Annotated in this window: 15 protein-coding genes, 1 tRNA gene and 1 pseudogene; 13 read left to right on the top strand and 4 right to left on the bottom strand. The window is 71.9% G+C overall.

From position 1 onward, the window contains the following. A partial coding sequence (locus tag STBA_RS14490; RefSeq protein ID WP_171987707.1) for a sensor domain-containing protein occupies nt 1-550 on the bottom strand: 550 nt, incomplete at its 3' end. A gap of 187 nt (nt 551-737) precedes the next feature. On the opposite strand from STBA_RS14490, the gene STBA_RS14485 reads away from it, so the two are divergent. The 12 genes and pseudogenes from STBA_RS14485 (at nt 738) to STBA_RS14430 (ending at nt 11,610) form a co-directional block, all read left to right on the top strand. Continuing rightward, entirely contained in the window at nt 738-1,109 is a 372-nt protein-coding gene (locus STBA_RS14485) for an NADH-quinone oxidoreductase subunit A (protein ID WP_077059646.1), read from the top strand. Beyond that, complete coding sequence (locus STBA_RS14480) at nt 1,100-1,633, top strand: NADH-quinone oxidoreductase subunit B (protein WP_077059645.1); 534 nt, start codon at nt 1,100-1,102, stop codon at nt 1,631-1,633. Before STBA_RS14485 ends, STBA_RS14480 begins: the two co-directional genes overlap by 10 nt. Continuing rightward, nucleotides 1,630-2,472 (top strand): annotated as a pseudogene (locus STBA_RS14475) (NADH-quinone oxidoreductase subunit C); the annotation flags it as partial. The gene STBA_RS14480 and the pseudogene STBA_RS14475, both read left to right, overlap by 4 nt. Nucleotides 2,473-2,558: 86 nt before the next feature. Next, the gene (locus STBA_RS14470; RefSeq protein ID WP_077059643.1) at nt 2,559-3,518 is read left to right on the top strand and encodes a complex I subunit 1 family protein; all 960 of its coding nucleotides are present in this window, start codon (nt 2,559-2,561) and stop codon (nt 3,516-3,518) included. After that, the gene (locus STBA_RS14465) at nt 3,515-4,030 is read left to right on the top strand and encodes an NADH-quinone oxidoreductase subunit I (RefSeq protein ID WP_077059642.1); all 516 of its coding nucleotides are present in this window, start codon (nt 3,515-3,517) and stop codon (nt 4,028-4,030) included. The genes STBA_RS14470 and STBA_RS14465 overlap by 4 nt, the downstream gene beginning before the upstream one ends. Next, complete coding sequence (locus STBA_RS14460) at nt 4,027-4,560, top strand: NADH-quinone oxidoreductase subunit J (RefSeq protein WP_077059641.1); 534 nt, start codon at nt 4,027-4,029, stop codon at nt 4,558-4,560. The genes STBA_RS14465 and STBA_RS14460 overlap by 4 nt, the downstream gene beginning before the upstream one ends. After that, nucleotides 4,560-4,964 (top strand): NADH-quinone oxidoreductase subunit NuoK, encoded by a 405-nt coding sequence (nuoK, locus tag STBA_RS14455; RefSeq protein WP_077059640.1) that lies wholly within the window; start codon nt 4,560-4,562, stop codon nt 4,962-4,964. The genes STBA_RS14460 and nuoK overlap by 1 nt, the downstream gene beginning before the upstream one ends. Nucleotides 4,965-5,046: 82 nt before the next feature. Next, nucleotides 5,047-6,954: an NADH-quinone oxidoreductase subunit L gene (locus STBA_RS14450; protein WP_077059639.1), complete on the top strand. Its 1,908-nt coding sequence runs from the start codon at nt 5,047-5,049 to the stop codon at nt 6,952-6,954. A 28-nt stretch (nt 6,955-6,982) separates the two neighbouring features. After that, nucleotides 6,983-8,608 carry an NADH-quinone oxidoreductase subunit M gene (locus STBA_RS14445; protein ID WP_077063326.1) on the top strand — a complete coding sequence of 542 codons (1,626 nt, stop codon included), beginning with the start codon at nt 6,983-6,985 and terminating at the stop codon, nt 8,606-8,608. Continuing rightward, complete coding sequence (locus STBA_RS14440) at nt 8,605-10,101, top strand: NADH-quinone oxidoreductase subunit N (protein ID WP_077059638.1); 1,497 nt, start codon at nt 8,605-8,607, stop codon at nt 10,099-10,101. Before STBA_RS14445 ends, STBA_RS14440 begins: the two co-directional genes overlap by 4 nt. A gap of 148 nt (nt 10,102-10,249) precedes the next feature. Continuing rightward, nucleotides 10,250-11,113 carry a zinc metalloprotease HtpX gene (gene htpX / locus STBA_RS14435; RefSeq protein WP_077059637.1) on the top strand — a complete coding sequence of 288 codons (864 nt, stop codon included), beginning with the start codon at nt 10,250-10,252 and terminating at the stop codon, nt 11,111-11,113. Between the two features lie 89 nt (nt 11,114-11,202). Continuing rightward, on the top strand, nt 11,203-11,610 hold the full coding sequence (locus tag STBA_RS14430) for a YccF domain-containing protein (RefSeq protein WP_077059636.1): 408 nt from the start codon (nt 11,203-11,205) through the stop codon (nt 11,608-11,610). Between the two features lie 109 nt (nt 11,611-11,719). Here the strand turns inward: STBA_RS14430 and STBA_RS14425 are convergent, their stop codons facing one another. The 3 genes from STBA_RS14425 to STBA_RS14415 all read right to left on the bottom strand — a co-directional run bounded on the left by STBA_RS14425 (nt 11,720) and on the right by STBA_RS14415 (nt 14,105). Further along, nucleotides 11,720-12,394: a DedA family protein gene (locus STBA_RS14425; protein WP_079251920.1), complete on the bottom strand. Its 675-nt coding sequence runs from the start codon at nt 12,392-12,394 to the stop codon at nt 11,720-11,722. 82 nt (nt 12,395-12,476) lie between these two features. Beyond that, nucleotides 12,477-13,517: a magnesium/cobalt transporter CorA gene (gene corA, locus STBA_RS14420; RefSeq protein WP_077063325.1), complete on the bottom strand. Its 1,041-nt coding sequence runs from the start codon at nt 13,515-13,517 to the stop codon at nt 12,477-12,479. A gap of 99 nt (nt 13,518-13,616) precedes the next feature. Then, entirely contained in the window at nt 13,617-14,105 is a 489-nt protein-coding gene (locus tag STBA_RS14415) for a YajQ family cyclic di-GMP-binding protein (RefSeq protein WP_077059634.1), read from the bottom strand. Nucleotides 14,106-14,239: 134 nt separating this feature from the next. Between STBA_RS14415 and STBA_RS14410 the strand changes: the two genes are divergently transcribed. Further along, a tRNA-Tyr gene (locus tag STBA_RS14410) sits at nt 14,240-14,321 on the top strand. The last annotated feature ends 383 nt before the right edge of the window (nt 14,322-14,704 follow it).

The following is a 14,704-nucleotide window of genomic DNA, read 5'->3' as shown; positions in this document are numbered from 1 at the left end:
CCGCGATGCGCCGCTCCAGCTCGTCCGAAGGGCCGAGGAGCGTGCGGACGAGCGCCCGGTCCACGTGCGTCATCCAGCGCACCAGCCAGGGCAGCGCGGGCCAGGCCACGAAGAACGCGGCGACCGTCACCCAGCAGGTCAGCGTCGTCCACGGCAGGCGGACCACGTAGAACAGCGCCGTGCGCCAGCCCACCGGGTCCTTCAGGGTCGCCCACAGCCAGGGGAAAAACCCGGCCTCGTGGCTCGCCCGCAGGTCGCTCGGCTCGTCCACCGCCACCCGCAGCAGCAGGCGGGCCCGCGCCCGCTCCGACACCGCGAGGCGGCGCAGGACCACCAGGCCGGCGGCCAGTACCGGCAGCCCGATCACGGTGAGCGACGTCAGCACGCCGACGAAGAGCCAGCTCATCACGAAGACGAACGCCGCGACGTCCAGCGGCCAGCTCGACAGCAGATACCCGCACTCCCGCCAGGTCTGCGCGCCGAGCGCCGCACGCGGCGGGGGCAGGGGGGCATCGGGCCGGTGGCCCGGTGAGGGAGGAGCGCTGGTCATGCCCCCAAGCCTGCCCGGGCCCCGTGCACGCCGCCATGGGGTGGGTCGGTGAACGGTGGTGGGGCTATCCCCACCACTCCTCCCCGCCCGCGGAGTGGTCACAACCCGCCCGGCCTCCCCTAGACTCCGTGCAGTCCCTGTTCCCCGGTCCGCTCCCCGGTCCGCATCCCGTTGTCGGAGGCCGATCGTGCCCGACTACTTCCACGGCTACGCGGTCGTCGGTCTGGTTGCGGTGGTCGGCGTGCTCTTCGTCGCGGTGGCCTTCGGAGCGTCGGCCCTGCTGCGGCCGACGGTGCCGACGCCGGAGAAGCTGCTGGTCTACGAGAGCGGCGTCGACCCGGTGGGCGAGGGCTGGGCGCACACGCAGGTGCGGTACTACCTCTACGCGTTCCTGTACGTGATCTTCGCCGTCGACGCGGTGTTTCTCTTCCCGTGGGCGACGGTCTTCGCGGCGGACGGCTTCGGCGGGGCCACGCTGGTGGAGACGTTCGTCTTCCTCGGCTTCCTGGCCGTCGGACTGCTGTACGCGTGGAAGAAGGGCGTGCTCACATGGACCTGAAGCCCGCGGGCGGCCGGCCCGCGCTCGGGCCGCTGGCCCGGCTCGCACCCGAGCCCATGAAGATCGTGCTGAACTGGGGCCGCCGCTACAGCCTGTGGGTGTTCAACTTCGGTCTCGCCTGCTGCGCGATCGAGTTCATCGCGGCCTCGATGGCACGGCACGACTTCATCCGGCTCGGCGTCATCCCCTTCGCCCCCGGGCCGCGGCAGGCCGACCTGATGGTCGTCTCCGGAACGGTCACCGACAAGATGGCGCCCGCGGTCAAGCGGCTCTACGAGCAGATGCCCGAGCCCAAGTACGTCATCTCCTTCGGCGCCTGCTCCAACTGCGGTGGCCCGTACTGGGATTCCTACTCCGTGACCAAGGGCGTCGACCAGATCGTGCCCGTCGACGTGTACGTGCCCGGCTGCCCGCCGCGCCCCGAGGCGCTGCTCCAGGGCATCCTCACGCTCCAGCAGAAGATCGCCGACGAGTCGGTGCCCGGCCGGTACGCGCCGCCCGCGGCCGGGGAGGGCGGCCGGTGACGGCGGGCTGGCTGCCGCGGGAGCCCGCGGCACTCTTCGGGGAGGGGGCCACGGCGGCCGAGTCGTACGACGTGCTGACCGTGGACGTGCCGGCGACCGGCTGGACCGCGGCGCTGCTGGCGGCCCGCGACGAGCTGGGCTGCACGTTCTTCGACTGGCTCAGCGCCGTCGACGAGCCGGGCACCGGCTTTCTCGTCTGCGCGCACCTGGTGGCCCTCGGCGCCCCGCCGCGCCGCCTGCTGCTGCGGACCACCGTCCCGCACGAGGCCGCGTCCCTGCCGACCGCGACCGGGGTGTACGCGGGCGCGACGTGGCACGAACGGGAGACGCACGAGATGTTCGGCGTCGACTTCGCCGGGCACCCGGGGCTCGCGCCGCTGCTGCTGCCGGACAGCTTCGAAGGACACCCGCTGCGCAAGGACTTCGTCCTCGCGGCGCGCGTGGCGAAGGCGTGGCCCGGCGCGAAGGAGCCGGGCGAGTCCGGCCACGGCGGGCCGAAGCGCCGTCAGATGCAGCCGCCCGGCGTACCGGACCCGAACGAGTGGGGTCCGCTGAAGGGCCGCGCCCCGGCGGCCCCGGCACGCCGCCCGCGCCCCGCCGCGGGAGCGGGGGACCGGCCGCGGCGGAACCGTTCCGCGAACGAGGGGCCCGGGTCCGCGGGGCCGACCGGGCCGGCGGCGGGGTCGGGGCCGGGGTCCCCCCGGACGGAGTCCGGGGGAGACATGCCCTGGCACCCGCCCGGCGCGGAGCCGGCGGCGGGGCCGGCGGCCGGGCCGCCCGCGCCGCGGCGCGGGCCGCGGCGGAACCGTTCCGCGAGCGGGGGCTCGGCGAGCCAGCGCGACGACGAGGACGGCACGGACGGGACCGCAGGACCTGAGGGCACCGAGGGAACGGGCGGCACCGAGGGCGGGGGAGGCGAGGGCTGATGGACGTGGCCGACGTCGCCGTGCGGCTGCTGGCCGTGCTGCTCGCGTTCCTGCTCCTGCCGCTGCTCGTCGGGCAGGGCGAGCACAAGGTCATGGCCCACATGCAGGGCCGCGTCGGCCCGATGCACGCGGGCGGCTTCCACGGCTGGGCCCAGCTCGTGGCCGACGGCGTGAAGTTCGTGCAGAAGGAAGACACCATTCCGGCCGGCGCCGACCGGCGGATCTTCCAACTGGCGCCCGCCGTCGCGCTCATCCCCTACCTCGTGGTCATCGTCGCGATCCCGCTCGGCCCCGACGGGATGGTCGGCCAGGTCCTGGACGCGGGCATCTTCTTCGTCCTCGCGGTGCTCGGCGTCGGGGTGCTCGGCTCCCTGATGGCCGGCTGGGCCTCCGCCAACAAGTACTCGCTGCTCGGCGGCCTGCGCACCGCCGCGCAGCTCATGGCCTACGAACTGCCGCTGCTGCTGTCCGCGGCCTCCGTGGCCATGGCCGCCGGAACGCTCAGCCTCACCGGCATCCTCGGCGCGTTCGAGTGGTGGTGGGTGCCCTGGCAGCTCATCGGCGGTCTGGTGTTCTTCACCGCCGGGCTCGCCGAGCTGCAACGGCCGCCGTTCGACGCGCCGATCGCCCCGGAGGAGATCGTCTTCGGCGCGTACACCGAGTACTCGGGCCTGCGGTTCGCCTTCTTCCTGCTCGCCGAGTACGCGGGCATCGTGGTCGTCTCCGCGCTGACCGCGGTGCTGTTCCTCGGCGGCTGGCACGGTCCTTTCGCCGATCAGCTCGGCTGGCTGTGGATGCTGCTGAAGACCGCCGCGCTGTGTTTCGTCGTCATCTGGGCCCGCGTCGCCTGGCCGCGGCTGCGCGCCGACCAGATCCAGCAGTTCGCGTGGACGGTGCTCGTGCCGCTCGCCCTCGCCCAGATCGCCCTCACCGGAGTCGTCAAGGTGGTGACCTCATGAGTCTCGGGTCCGGGCTCGCCAAGGGACTGGCCGTCACGTTCCGCACGATGACGCGGCGGGCGGTCACCCAGCAGTACCCGGAGACGCAGCCGCTGCTGCCGCCGCGCAGCCGCGGCGTCATCGCGCTGTTCGAGGAGAACTGCACCGTCTGCATGCTCTGCGCCCGCGAGTGTCCCGACTGGTGCATCTACATCGACTCGCACAAGGAGACGGTGCCCCCGGCCGCGCCCGGCGGGCGCGAGCGCAGCCGCAACGTCCTGGACCGTTTCGCCATTGACTTCGCCCTGTGCATGTACTGCGGGATCTGCATCGAAGTCTGCCCGTTCGATGCCCTCTTCTGGTCGCCCGAGTTCGAGTACGCCGAGACGGACATCCACGAGCTGACGCACGAACGGGACCGGCTGCGCGCGTGGATGTGGACCGTGCCCGAGCCGCCGCCGCTCGATCCCGCGGCCGAGGAGCCCAAGGAGATCGCCGCGGCCACGAAGGCGGCGGAACGGGAGGGCTCGTGACGGGCGGGAACGCGTATCTCTCGCCCTCGGGACAGGAGATCGTCTTCGTCCTCGTCGGGCTCGTCGTCCTGGGCGGCGCCGTCCTGTGCGTGACCAGCAGACAGCTCGTGCACGCCGCGCTGTGGCTGGTCGTCGCCCTCGGCGGCCTCGCCGTCCAGTACCTGCTGCTCACCGCCGAGTTCGTGGCCTGGGTGCAGGTGCTGATCTACCTCGGTTCCGTGGTGGTGCTGCTGCTGTTCGGTCTGATGCTCACCAAGGCGCCCATCGGGCCCTCGCCGGACGCGGATTCGCGCAACAGGCCGGTCGCGTTCGTCGTCGCCCTGGCCGCCGCCGCGACGCTCGTCACCCTCGTCGTCGACGCCTTCCGCACCGCGTGGATCGACCTCGACACCCCGCACGGGGAGTCGGGCCCGATCGGGTCGAGCCTGTTCCGCGTCTGGGTGCTGCCGTTCGAGGCGCTCTCGGTGCTGCTGCTCGCCGCGCTCATCGGCGCCATCGTCGTGTCACGCAAACGGGACGGTGAGTCCTGATGCACCTCGTCTACCCCGCCGTCCTCTCCGCGCTGCTGTTCTGCACCGGCCTGTACGGCGTACTGGCCCGGCGCAACGCCATCCTGCTGCTGATGTCGGTGGAGCTGATGCTCGCCGCCGTCAGCCTCAACCTGGTCGCGTTCGACGTCTGGCTGCGCGACGAGGTGCACTCCGGCCAGGTGTTCACGCTCTTCCTCATCGCCCTGGCCGCCGCGGAAATCGGCATCGGCCTGGCCATCGTGCTGCTCGTCTACCGGCAGCGCGGCACCTCCGCCGTCGACCGCCTGACCGAGCTGCGCGAACGGGACGGCGAGGAGGCCGCGGACGACGACCGCGAACGGGACGGCGACCGCGAACGGGACGACGCGGGGAACGGGAACCGCGAGGAGAACACCGTCACGTGAGGCACCCACGTGCGGCTGCCGCCCGGCCGCAGACGACCGAGCCCGGGTCCCGCGCCCGCGCGGCCCGACGGGAGACGACCAAGTGAACACCACGACCGCAGCCGTCCTCGTTCCGCTGCTGCCCCTGGCCGCCGCCGCCGCGATCCTGCTCACCGGCCGCCGCGCCCCCGGCTTCGTCCGCCCGCTCGCCGTGCTGCCCACGCTCGCCGCCGCCGCGCTCGCCGTGTTCGTCGCGGCGCGGCAGGGCGGCGAGGAGCCGATCGCCGCCGCCACCCGCCTGGCGCCCACGGGGAACGACCGGCTCCCGATCGAACTCGCCCTGCACCTCGACGGGTTCGCCGTCCTGGTCGCCGTCCTCGTCACCGTCGTCGCCTCCTGCGTGCAGGTGTACTCCACCGGCTACCTGCGCAACGACGCCCGCTACCCCTCCTACGCGGCGCTGGTCTCCCTCTTCACCGCGGCCATGCTGCTCGTCGTCTACACCGACGACCTCGTCGTGCTGCTCGTCGGCTGGGAAGTCATGGGCATCTGCTCCTACTTCCTCGTCGGCCACTACTGGGAGACGTCCGCGGCCCGTGCCGCGTCGCTCAAAGCGTTCCTCGTCACCAAGCTCGGCGACGTGCCGTTCCTCATCGGCATCCTCGCCCTGGCCTCCGAGGCCGGAACGTTCCGCATCAGCGGCATCGTCGCCCGGCTCGGCTCCCCACTGTCCCCCGCGGACCTCGACCACCCCACGCTGATCGCGCTGCTCCTGCTCGCCGGAGTCGCCGGCAAGTCCGCCCAGGTGCCGCTGCACACCTGGCTGCCCGGCGCGATGGCAGGACCCACCCCGGTGTCCGCGCTGATCCACGCCGCCACCATGGTCGCCGCCGGCGTCTACTTCGTCGCCCGCCTGCTGCCGGTGTTCGCGGCCTCCGCCGCCGCGCTCGTCGTGCTCGCCGCCGTCGCCGCGCTCACCATGCTCGGGTCCGCGCTCGCCGCGCTCGCCCAGGACGACGTCAAACGCGTCCTCGCCTACTCGACCATCGGGCAACTCGGCTTCATGACCGGCGCCCTCGCCGTCGCCGACCGCGAGGCCGCCGTCTTCCACCTCATCACCCACGGCGCGTTCAAGGCGCTCCTCTTCCTCGCCGCGGGCGTGCTCATCGCCACCGCGGGCACCGGATCGCTCGCCGTCATGTCGCGCATGCGCGGCCTCAAACAGCGTGCGCCCGACGCCTACTGGACGATGACGGTGGGGCTCCTCGCGCTGGCCGCCATCCCGCCGTTCTCCGGCTTCTTCTCCAAGGAGGCCGTCCTGGGCGCCGCCGAACACGCCGCGCTCGACCCGGCGCACGGCATCCCCGCCGCCGCGGGCTGGACCGTGCTCGTGGCCGGGCTGGCCACGGCACTGCTCACCGCCGCCTACGCGGCCAGGCTGTGGCTGGTCGCCTTCCACGACCCCGTCGGCGCCCGCACCGAGCCCGTGCCGCCGCACGAGCCCGCGGGGCCGGCGATGACGTCCGTGCTGTGGCTGCTCGCCGTGCCCGCGCTCCTGCTCGGCGTGGCCTACCGGGTGCTGCCCGACTGGTTCGACGGTGGCGACCTCGCCCCCACCCTCACCACCTCGGTCCTGGCCACCTGCGCCGCCCTCATCGGCGGTGTCGTCGCCTACGCCGGCTGGCGCCGCGCCTACGAGAGCGACGGCCCGATAGACCCGGGGCCCCCGCTGCTCGGGCCGCTGCACCGGCACGCCGCCGCCGGATTCCACCTCGACGCCGCCTACGCCGCCGCGTTCGTCCGGCCCACGCGGGCCGCCGCCCGCCTCGTCCGCTTCCTGGACCGGGCGGTCGTCGACACCTACGTACGCGGCGCGGCCGGCACCCCGGGGCTGCTCGGCACCCTCACCCGCCGCGCCCAGACCGGGAACGTCCAGACCTACCTGAGCGCGCTCGTCGCGGGCGCCCTCGTCCTCGCCGTGGCCGCCGTCCTCGTCGCAGCCGGAGAGTGATGCCGTGATCCCGCTGAACGACGCCACGATGCAGCTGCTGCTCCTCGCCCTGCTCGTGCTGCCGCTGCTCGGCTCGGCCGCCGTGCTCCTGCCGCGCAGCCCCACCTGGCTCGGCCTCGGTATCACCGGCGCGGTGCTCGCCGCCGCGCTGCTGCTCGCCGCCGGGTTCGACCACGACCACCCCGGCACCGTTCAGGCCGAGAGCGACGTCAGCTGGATTCCGGCGCTCGGCGTGCGCCTGCACCTCGGCGTCGACGGGATCTCGCTGCCGCTGCTCGTGCTGACCGCGCTGCTGACCTTCCTGTGCGCCCTGCACACCCACGTCCGGCCGCCCGGCGGGCCGCGGCCCGCGGCGTTCACCTCGCTCCTGCTGCTGCTCCAGGCCGGCACACTCGCCACGTTCGCCGTCCTGGACCTGCTGCTCTTCTTCCTCGCCTTCGAGATGGTGCTCATCCCGATGTACTTCCTCATCGCCCGCTGGGGCGGCGAGGGGCGCGGGCCCGCGGCGTGGCGGTTCGTCCTCTACACGGTGCTCGGCTCGGTGGTGATGCTGCTCGGGCTGCTGCTGATCGGCGTGCAGGGCGGCACGTTCGACATGGTCGCCCTCGCCGAGGCGCAGGGGGAGGGGCTCGGCCACACCACGCAGCTGCTCGCGGTGCTGGCCATCGGCATCGGCCTCGCCGTGAAGACGCCGATGTGGCCGCTGCACAGCTGGCTGCCCGACGCGCACACCGCGGCCCCCACCGCGGGCTCCGTGCTGCTGGCCGGCGTGCTGCTGAAGATGGGCACCTACGGCCTGGTGCGCATCGCGCTGCCGATGGCCCCCGAGGGCATGGAGACGTTCGCGCCCTACCTGGGGGCGTTCGCCGTCACCGGGATCGTGTACGGGTCGCTGGCCTGCCTCGCGCTGGTGCGGACCGGCGCGGGCGGCGACCTGAAGCGGCTGATCGCCTACTCGTCCGTCGGGCACATGGGCTTCGTGCTGCTCGGCATCGCGACGCTCACCCACACCGGCGTGAACGGGGCGCTGTTCGCCAACATCGCCCACGGGCTCATCACCGGCCTGCTGTTCTTCCTGGTCGGCGCGCTGAAGGAACGCACCGGCTCCACCGACCTCGACACCCTGGCCGGCGCGGGCGGGGCCGCGCTGTACGGGCGGACCCCGCGGTTCGGCGGGCTGTTCGCCTTCGCCGCGGTCGCCTCCCTGGGGCTGCCGGGGCTCGCCGGGTTCTGGGGTGAACTGCTCGCCATGCTCGGCGCGTTCCACCCCGCCGACGGGCTGAGCAGACCCGCGTTCCTCACCTACCTGGCCGTCGCCGGGTTCGGCACCCTGCTGACCGCGGCCTACCTGCTGCTGGTGGTGCGCCGCGTCTGCATGGGCGACCGGCCGGCCGCGGGGTGGGCCCCCGAGGGGCCGGAGGCGGACGTGCCAGCGGGCGCGGAGACCGACGCGGCCGGGGCCGCGGCGGGCGGTGGTGGCGGCGGTGCCGCGGGCGGTGTGCTGTCCGGTCTGCTGCCCGATCTGCGGCCCGTCGAGTACGCCGCGTTCGGGCCGCTGGTGGCGCTCACCCTGCTGGCCGGTCTGTGGCCCGCCGTGCTGCTCGACCTCACCGATCCCGTCGTGCAGAGCCTCCTGCCGGGAGCCGTCCGATGAACCTCGTCCAGACCGTCGAGTGGGCCGTCATCGCGCCGCCGGTGATCGCCGCCTTCACCGCGGTGGCCGTGCTTCTCGCCGACCTGTTCCTGCCCGCCGCCCGCAAGGCGCTGCTGGGCCCGCTGGCCGCGGCAGGACTCGCGCTCGCCGCGCTGTCGCTCCTGCCGCTGCGGGACGGCGACCGGTCCACGTTCTGCCTGCCGGACGACCCGGCGCTGTGCGCCTACTCCGCCGACCGCTTCGCCGTCATCCTGCAACTGCTCGTGCTCGGCGGCGCGTTCCTCACCGTTCTGCTCTCGATCCCGGAGGCGAACGGCAAGCGGGTGCCCGCGGGCGAGTTCTGGTTCCTGCTGCTGTCCTCCGCGGCCGGTGCGGCGCTGCTGCCGGCCGCCCGCGACCTCGCCACCCTGATCATCGCCCTGGAGGTCACGACGCTGCCGGCCTACGCGCTGGTCGGGCTGCGGCGGGGGAGCGGCGCGGGCCCGGAGGCGGCCCTGAAATTCTTCCTGTCCTCCGTCACCGCCACGGCCGTCGCGCTGCTCGGCATCGGCTTCGTGTACGCCGCGTCCGGCAGCCTCTTCTTCGACGGCATCGCGGAGGGCCTCGACGAGGCCGATCCCCGGCTGTCGACGCTGGCCGAGGCGGGCGTCGCGCTGACCCTGATCGCCTTCGCGTTCAAGATGGCGGCCGTGCCGTTCCACTTCTGGGTGCCGGAGACCTACCTCGGCGCGCCGCTGCCCGTGGCCGGCTACCTGTCCGTGGTCGGCAAGACCGCGGGCCTCGCCGGGCTGATCCTGGTGACCACCGAGGCGTTCCCCGGCCACGGCGACCTGTGGGGGCCCCTCGTCGCGGTGCTGGCCGGGCTCACCATGACCGCGGGGAACGTGGCCGCGCTGCGCACCGATCCGCGGGCCCCGAACAGCGCCATCAGGCTGCTGGCCTGGTCCTCGATCGGGCAGGCGGGTTACCTGCTGGTGCCGATCGCGGCGGCGGCCTACACGGAGGAGGGCGCGGGGGCGACCGTGGCGTACGCCCTGATGTACGGCGCCGTCAACCTGGGCGCCTTCGCGGTGGCCGCGCACGTCGCGCGGCAACGGCCGGCGCACCGCGTCGACGACTACCGGGGGCTGTGGGCGCGGCAGCCCGCGGCGGCCCTGGCGATGGGCTTCTTCCTGCTGTGCCTGGCCGGGCTGCCGCCGGGCGTCATCGGGCTGTTCGCGAAGGTCGCGGTCTTCGAGACGGCCGTGGACGCGGGGCTCGGCGTGCTGGCGGTGGTGATGGCGGTCAACGTGGCCATCGCCCTGTACTACTACCTGCGCTGGACGGCGGTCCTCTTCCAGCCCGCACCGCACGGCGCGGCGGAGCCGGACGCGCCCCGGCGCCTGCCGGCCGCGCCGCTCACGGCGGCCATCGGCCTGGCGGCCGGGGTGGGCATCGTGCTCTCCGGCGCCCCCCAGCTGATCCTGACGTTCGCCTCCGGCACCTTGTTGTAGACGCAGCGGGGCGGGGGTCTGCCTGACAGGGGAACGGATTACTTTCGTATGGCGTTGTGCACATCGGGAGTGTCCACTGTTAGTGGAGAAACTCCGACATCCGAGTCCATCCGGGCACCCCCACACTGCGCAACCTGGAGGGCACACCGTGCACCGCCGGCACAACGGACTGAGGACTGCCGCACTGCTGGGCGGCATGTCCGCGTTGATCCTGCTCATCGGCAGCTTCTTCGGCCGGACCGGGCTCGTCATCGCGCTGGTGATCGCTCTCGCCACCAACGGCTACGCCTACTGGAACAGCGACAAGATCGCCCTCCGTTCGATGCGTGCCCGGCCGGTCAGCGAGTTCGAGGCGCCGGAGCTGTACCGCATCGTCCGGGAGCTGGCCGGGCAGGCCAGGCAGCCCATGCCCCGGCTGTACATCTCCCCGACCGAGGCGCCCAACGCGTTCGCCACCGGACGGAATCCCCGGAATGCCGCGGTGTGCTGCACGGAAGGCATCCTTCGCCTGCTGAACGAGCGGGAGCTGCGCGGCGTGCTCGGCCACGAGCTGAGCCACGTGTACAACCGGGACATCCTCATCTCCTCCGTTGCCGGCGCGATGGCCTCGGTGATCATGTTCCTGGTGAATTTCGCCTGGCTGCTCCCCTTCGGCCGCGACGACGACGAGGGCGGCCCCGGCATCCTCGGCATGCTGCTCATCCTGATCCTCGGCCCGATCGCCGCCTCCCTGATCCAGCTCGCCGTCAGCCGCTCCCGCGAATACCAGGCGGACGCCTCCGGCGCCCAGCTCACCGGCGATCCGCTGGCGCTGGCCAGCGCCCTGCGGAAGCTGGAGCACGGCACTCAGCGGCTGCCGCTGCGCCCCGAGCCGCAGCTGGAGACGGCCAGCCACATGATGATCGCCAACCCGTTCCGCCGGGGCGAGGGCCTGGCCCGGATGTTCGCCACGCACCCGCCGATGCAGGAGCGCATCACCCGGTTGGAGCGCATGGCGGGCGGTTCTTCGTGAGCGGGCCCCACCGCCCCTGAGGGACGGCCGCGGGGCGCTCCTGCCCCCGGAGGATGCGGTCCGTGCGCGGGCGGCTCCATGCTGGAGGGGTGAAGACACTTCTCAATGTCATCTGGCTCATATTCTCCGGGCTGTGGATGGCCCTGGGCTACGCCGTGGCCGGGCTCATCTGCTTCCTCCTCATCGTCACCATCCCGTTCGGCATCGCCTGCTTCCGCATCGCTCGCTATGCCCTGTGGCCGTTCGGCAACCGGGTCACCGACCGGCGCGACGCCGGGCTGGCCTCCGGCGTGGGCAACGTGATCTGGCTGGTCGTCGCCGGTATCTGGATCACGCTGGGACACATCCTGGCCGGCATCGGCTTCTGCGTGACGATCATCGGCATCCCCTTCGGCATCGCCCACTTCAAGATGATCCCCGTCTCCCTGATGCCGCTCGGCCGCGAGATCGTGCCCTCCTCCGCTCCCGCCGCCTACCCTCACTACCGGTGGGCGTGACCCCGACTCCTCTCAGGGACGCCGCCGCCATACAGCGCCCCGCGTCTTCCCCGCACTTTTGTCACGGCCGGGGCGCACCGCGGAGTATTTGCCGGTGCGACCGTATGCTTCAGTCCGCGGCCACTTGGTCTGCTTGATCTGCTGGACCTGCTTGATCTGCTTGGTCCGCGGCGGCCTTGGCCGCCGCGCGGCGCTCCCGCAGCATCCTGATGCCCTCGTGCAGGGCCGCGATCGTCAGGGCGAGCCCCAGGCCGAGGGCGACGCCGAGCAGCGGATTGTGCTCGAAGGCCGCGCCGCCGACGAACCCGATGCCCGCCGAGTAGATCGCCCACGTGATCGCGGCGACCGCGTCGTACTTCGAGAACGACTTGAGCGGGTACTTGGTGGCTCCGGTGGTGAGGGTGGCCGCCGTGCGCCCGCCCGGGATGTACCGGGCGATGATGAGCATGATCCCGCCGCGCTTCTCCAGCATGTCCCCGACACGGTCGTACGCCTTCTGGGTGCGGCTGCCGGGCTTCAGACGCGCATAGATGCGGGTGCCGGATTTCCGGCCTATGTAGTAGGAGATGTGGTCCCCGGTGAAGGCGCCGAGCGCCGCCACCAGGACGATGAGAAACAGATTCGGGTTGCCGTCGGCAGCCGCGAAGACCCCCAGGGTGACCACCAGGGTCTCGCTGGGCACCACGGGGAAAAAGCCGTCTAGCTTTGCGACGGCGAAGAGCGCCACGTACACCCAAGGGGTGGCGATGAACCCTTCGATTGCCTGGAGGATCGCGTTATCCACGGAACCAAGCCTAGGCAATTACCCAGGCTGCGCGGACCTGCCCTTCGGCATGGATGCGTCTTACTTTTGTCATGTTTACGTGTCAGAGCCAGCCGTTGCGGCGGAATCCGCGGTGCAGGAGCAGGCAGGCGGTGGCGATGACCGTCAATACCAGCGGGTAGCCAAAGGTCCACCCCAATTCGGGCATGTGGTCGAAATTCATCCCGTACACACCGCACACCATGGTCGGCACCGCGATGATCGCCGCCCAGGCGGTGATCTTGCGCATGTCCTCGTTCTGGGCGACGGTCACCTGCGCCAGGTTGGCCTGGAGGATCGAGTCGATCAGCGCGTCGTAGCCCGTGATCTGCTCCGACACCCGGGTGAGGTGGTCCGCCACGTCCCGGAAGTACCGGCGGATGTCCGGGTCGATCATGGGCATCGCCGTCTCGGAAAGCTGCTGGAGCGGCCGGTCGAGCGGCGCGACGGCACGCTTCAGCTCCAGCAGTTCGCGCTTCAGCTGGTAGATCTGCCCCGGCTCCGACCGCCGCGCGCCGGCCTCCGCGAACACGAGCGCCTCGATCTCGTCGATGTCGTCGCGCACGGCGGCCGCGACGTCCAGGTAGTGGTCCACCACCTGGTCCGCGATGGCGTGCAGCACGGCGGACGGCCCCTTCGCCAGATGCTCGGACTGCGCCTCCAGGGACTCCCGCAGCGGGCCGAGCGAACCGTGCCCGCCGTGCCGCACCGTGACGACGAAATCGGGCCCGGTGAACACCATGATCTCGCCGGTCTCCACCACCTCACTGGTGGACGTCAGCTGCGCGTGTTCCACGTACCGCACCGTCTTCAGCACGGTGAACAGCGTGTCGTCGTACCGTTCCAGCTTCGGCCGCTGGTGCGCGTGCACCGCGTCCTCCACGGCCAGCGGATGCAGCCCGAACAACTCGGCGAGGCCGGCGAACTCCTCCTCGCTCGGCTCGTGCAGCCCGATCCAGACGAACCCACGGCCAGGCCGCCGCCGGACGTAGCCGATCGCCTCGGCGGCCGTCCTGTGCCCCTCGCGGCGGACGCCGTTCCGGTAGACGGCGCAGTTGACCACGGCGGTGCCCAGCGGGGAACGCGCCGGGTGGGCGAGGTCCACCTTCGCACCGTCCGGTCCCCGCCCCGCCTGTGCACCCCGCCGCGCGAGCCCGACGGCCCTGCGGAAACCGTGGATCACGGACACTTGGCCTCCCGCCCGCTACCGGTAGTTGACGAACTGCACCGCGAAGTCGAAATCCTTCTCGCGCACCAGACGCTGTACCTCCTGGAGCGCATCCCTGCTCTTCGAGGTCACCCGCAGCTCATCGCCCTGCACCTGCGCCTTGACGCCCTTGGGGCCCTCGTCCCTGATCAGCTTGGCGACCTTCTTGGCGTCGTCGGTCGAGATCCCCTCCTTGATCGTGGAGAACAGACGGAACTCCTTCCCGGACGCCTGCGGCTCCCCGGTCTCCAGCGCCTTGAGCGAAATGCCGCGCTTGACCAGCTTCGTCTGGAAGATGTCCAGCACGGCGTTGGCCCGCTCCTCGGCGTTGGCGCGAATCTCGATCCGTTCCCCCGACCACGCGATGGAGGCGCCCACGCCGCGGAAGTCGTAGCGCTGGGAAATCTCCTTGGCCGCCTGGTTGAGGGCGTTGTCGACCTCCTGCCGGTCGACCTTCGAGACGATGTCGAAACTGGAGTCGGCCATGGTGTGTCAGGCTCCTCACGGTTGGTCCAACGGGCTGGGTCGGCGCACAGCCTAGCCACCCGGAGTGCGAATCCACCCGCACAACCGAGTGGCGGACCACCCCCGTGCATCGGGTATCGTTTACGACGTTGCGAGGCGGTGTGCCCGAGCGGCCAAAGGGAGCAGACTGTAAATCTGCCGGCTCAGCCTTCCCAGGTTCGAATCCTGGCGCCGCCACTCTCGACAAACGGTCTCTGACCTGCGGAAACGCAGGCAGGGGCCGAGCTTCTTTCTGCGGTGCCTGCTCGGCGAATCGGACTCTTATATTCCGGTTGGTCCCGCGTGATCTCGCCTGCTGGCCAGCGTGTGTAGGGCAGAGGGGGCGCTGAGCGGGTCACGGACTCAGCGATGTCACGCCCGGTGCGGGTGGGGCATCGGAAGGAGAACAGAGCACGGCCCGGGATGAACGGTGCATGGTGCGTGTCGTCGCGGCGGCAGTCCGCTCGGAGAGCAGCCGGCTCGTAGGGGGCTGCACGCGGTGCCCCGTTCCGCATGCTCGTGGACATCCGTCCAAGGCCGCACGCCGGTCCAGGAGACCTCACTGCCGCGACGCTCCGCGG

The sequence above is a fragment of the Streptomyces sp. MP131-18 genome, from assembly GCF_001984575.1.
Lineage (GTDB): Bacteria > Actinomycetota > Actinomycetes > Streptomycetales > Streptomycetaceae > Streptomyces > Streptomyces johnsoniae.
Note: the sequence above shows the minus strand (reverse complement) of the source record. Positions and strands in the feature narration are given on the sequence as shown.

Coding starts and splice junctions, on each gene's coding strand:
- STBA_RS14465 (WP_077059642.1), top strand. CDS start 3,515: ATGAGTCTCGGGTCCGGGCTCGCCAAGGGACTGGCCGTCACGTTCCGC.
- nuoK (WP_077059640.1), top strand. CDS start 4,560: ATGCACCTCGTCTACCCCGCCGTCCTCTCCGCGCTGCTGTTCTGCACC.
- STBA_RS14480 (WP_077059645.1), top strand. CDS start 1,100: ATGGACCTGAAGCCCGCGGGCGGCCGGCCCGCGCTCGGGCCGCTGGCC.
- STBA_RS14440 (WP_077059638.1), top strand. CDS start 8,605: ATGAACCTCGTCCAGACCGTCGAGTGGGCCGTCATCGCGCCGCCGGTG.
- STBA_RS14415 (WP_077059634.1), bottom strand. CDS start 14,105: ATGGCCGACTCCAGTTTCGACATCGTCTCGAAGGTCGACCGGCAGGAG.
- STBA_RS14470 (WP_077059643.1), top strand. CDS start 2,559: ATGGACGTGGCCGACGTCGCCGTGCGGCTGCTGGCCGTGCTGCTCGCG.
- STBA_RS14445 (WP_077063326.1), top strand. CDS start 6,983: ATGCAGCTGCTGCTCCTCGCCCTGCTCGTGCTGCCGCTGCTCGGCTCG.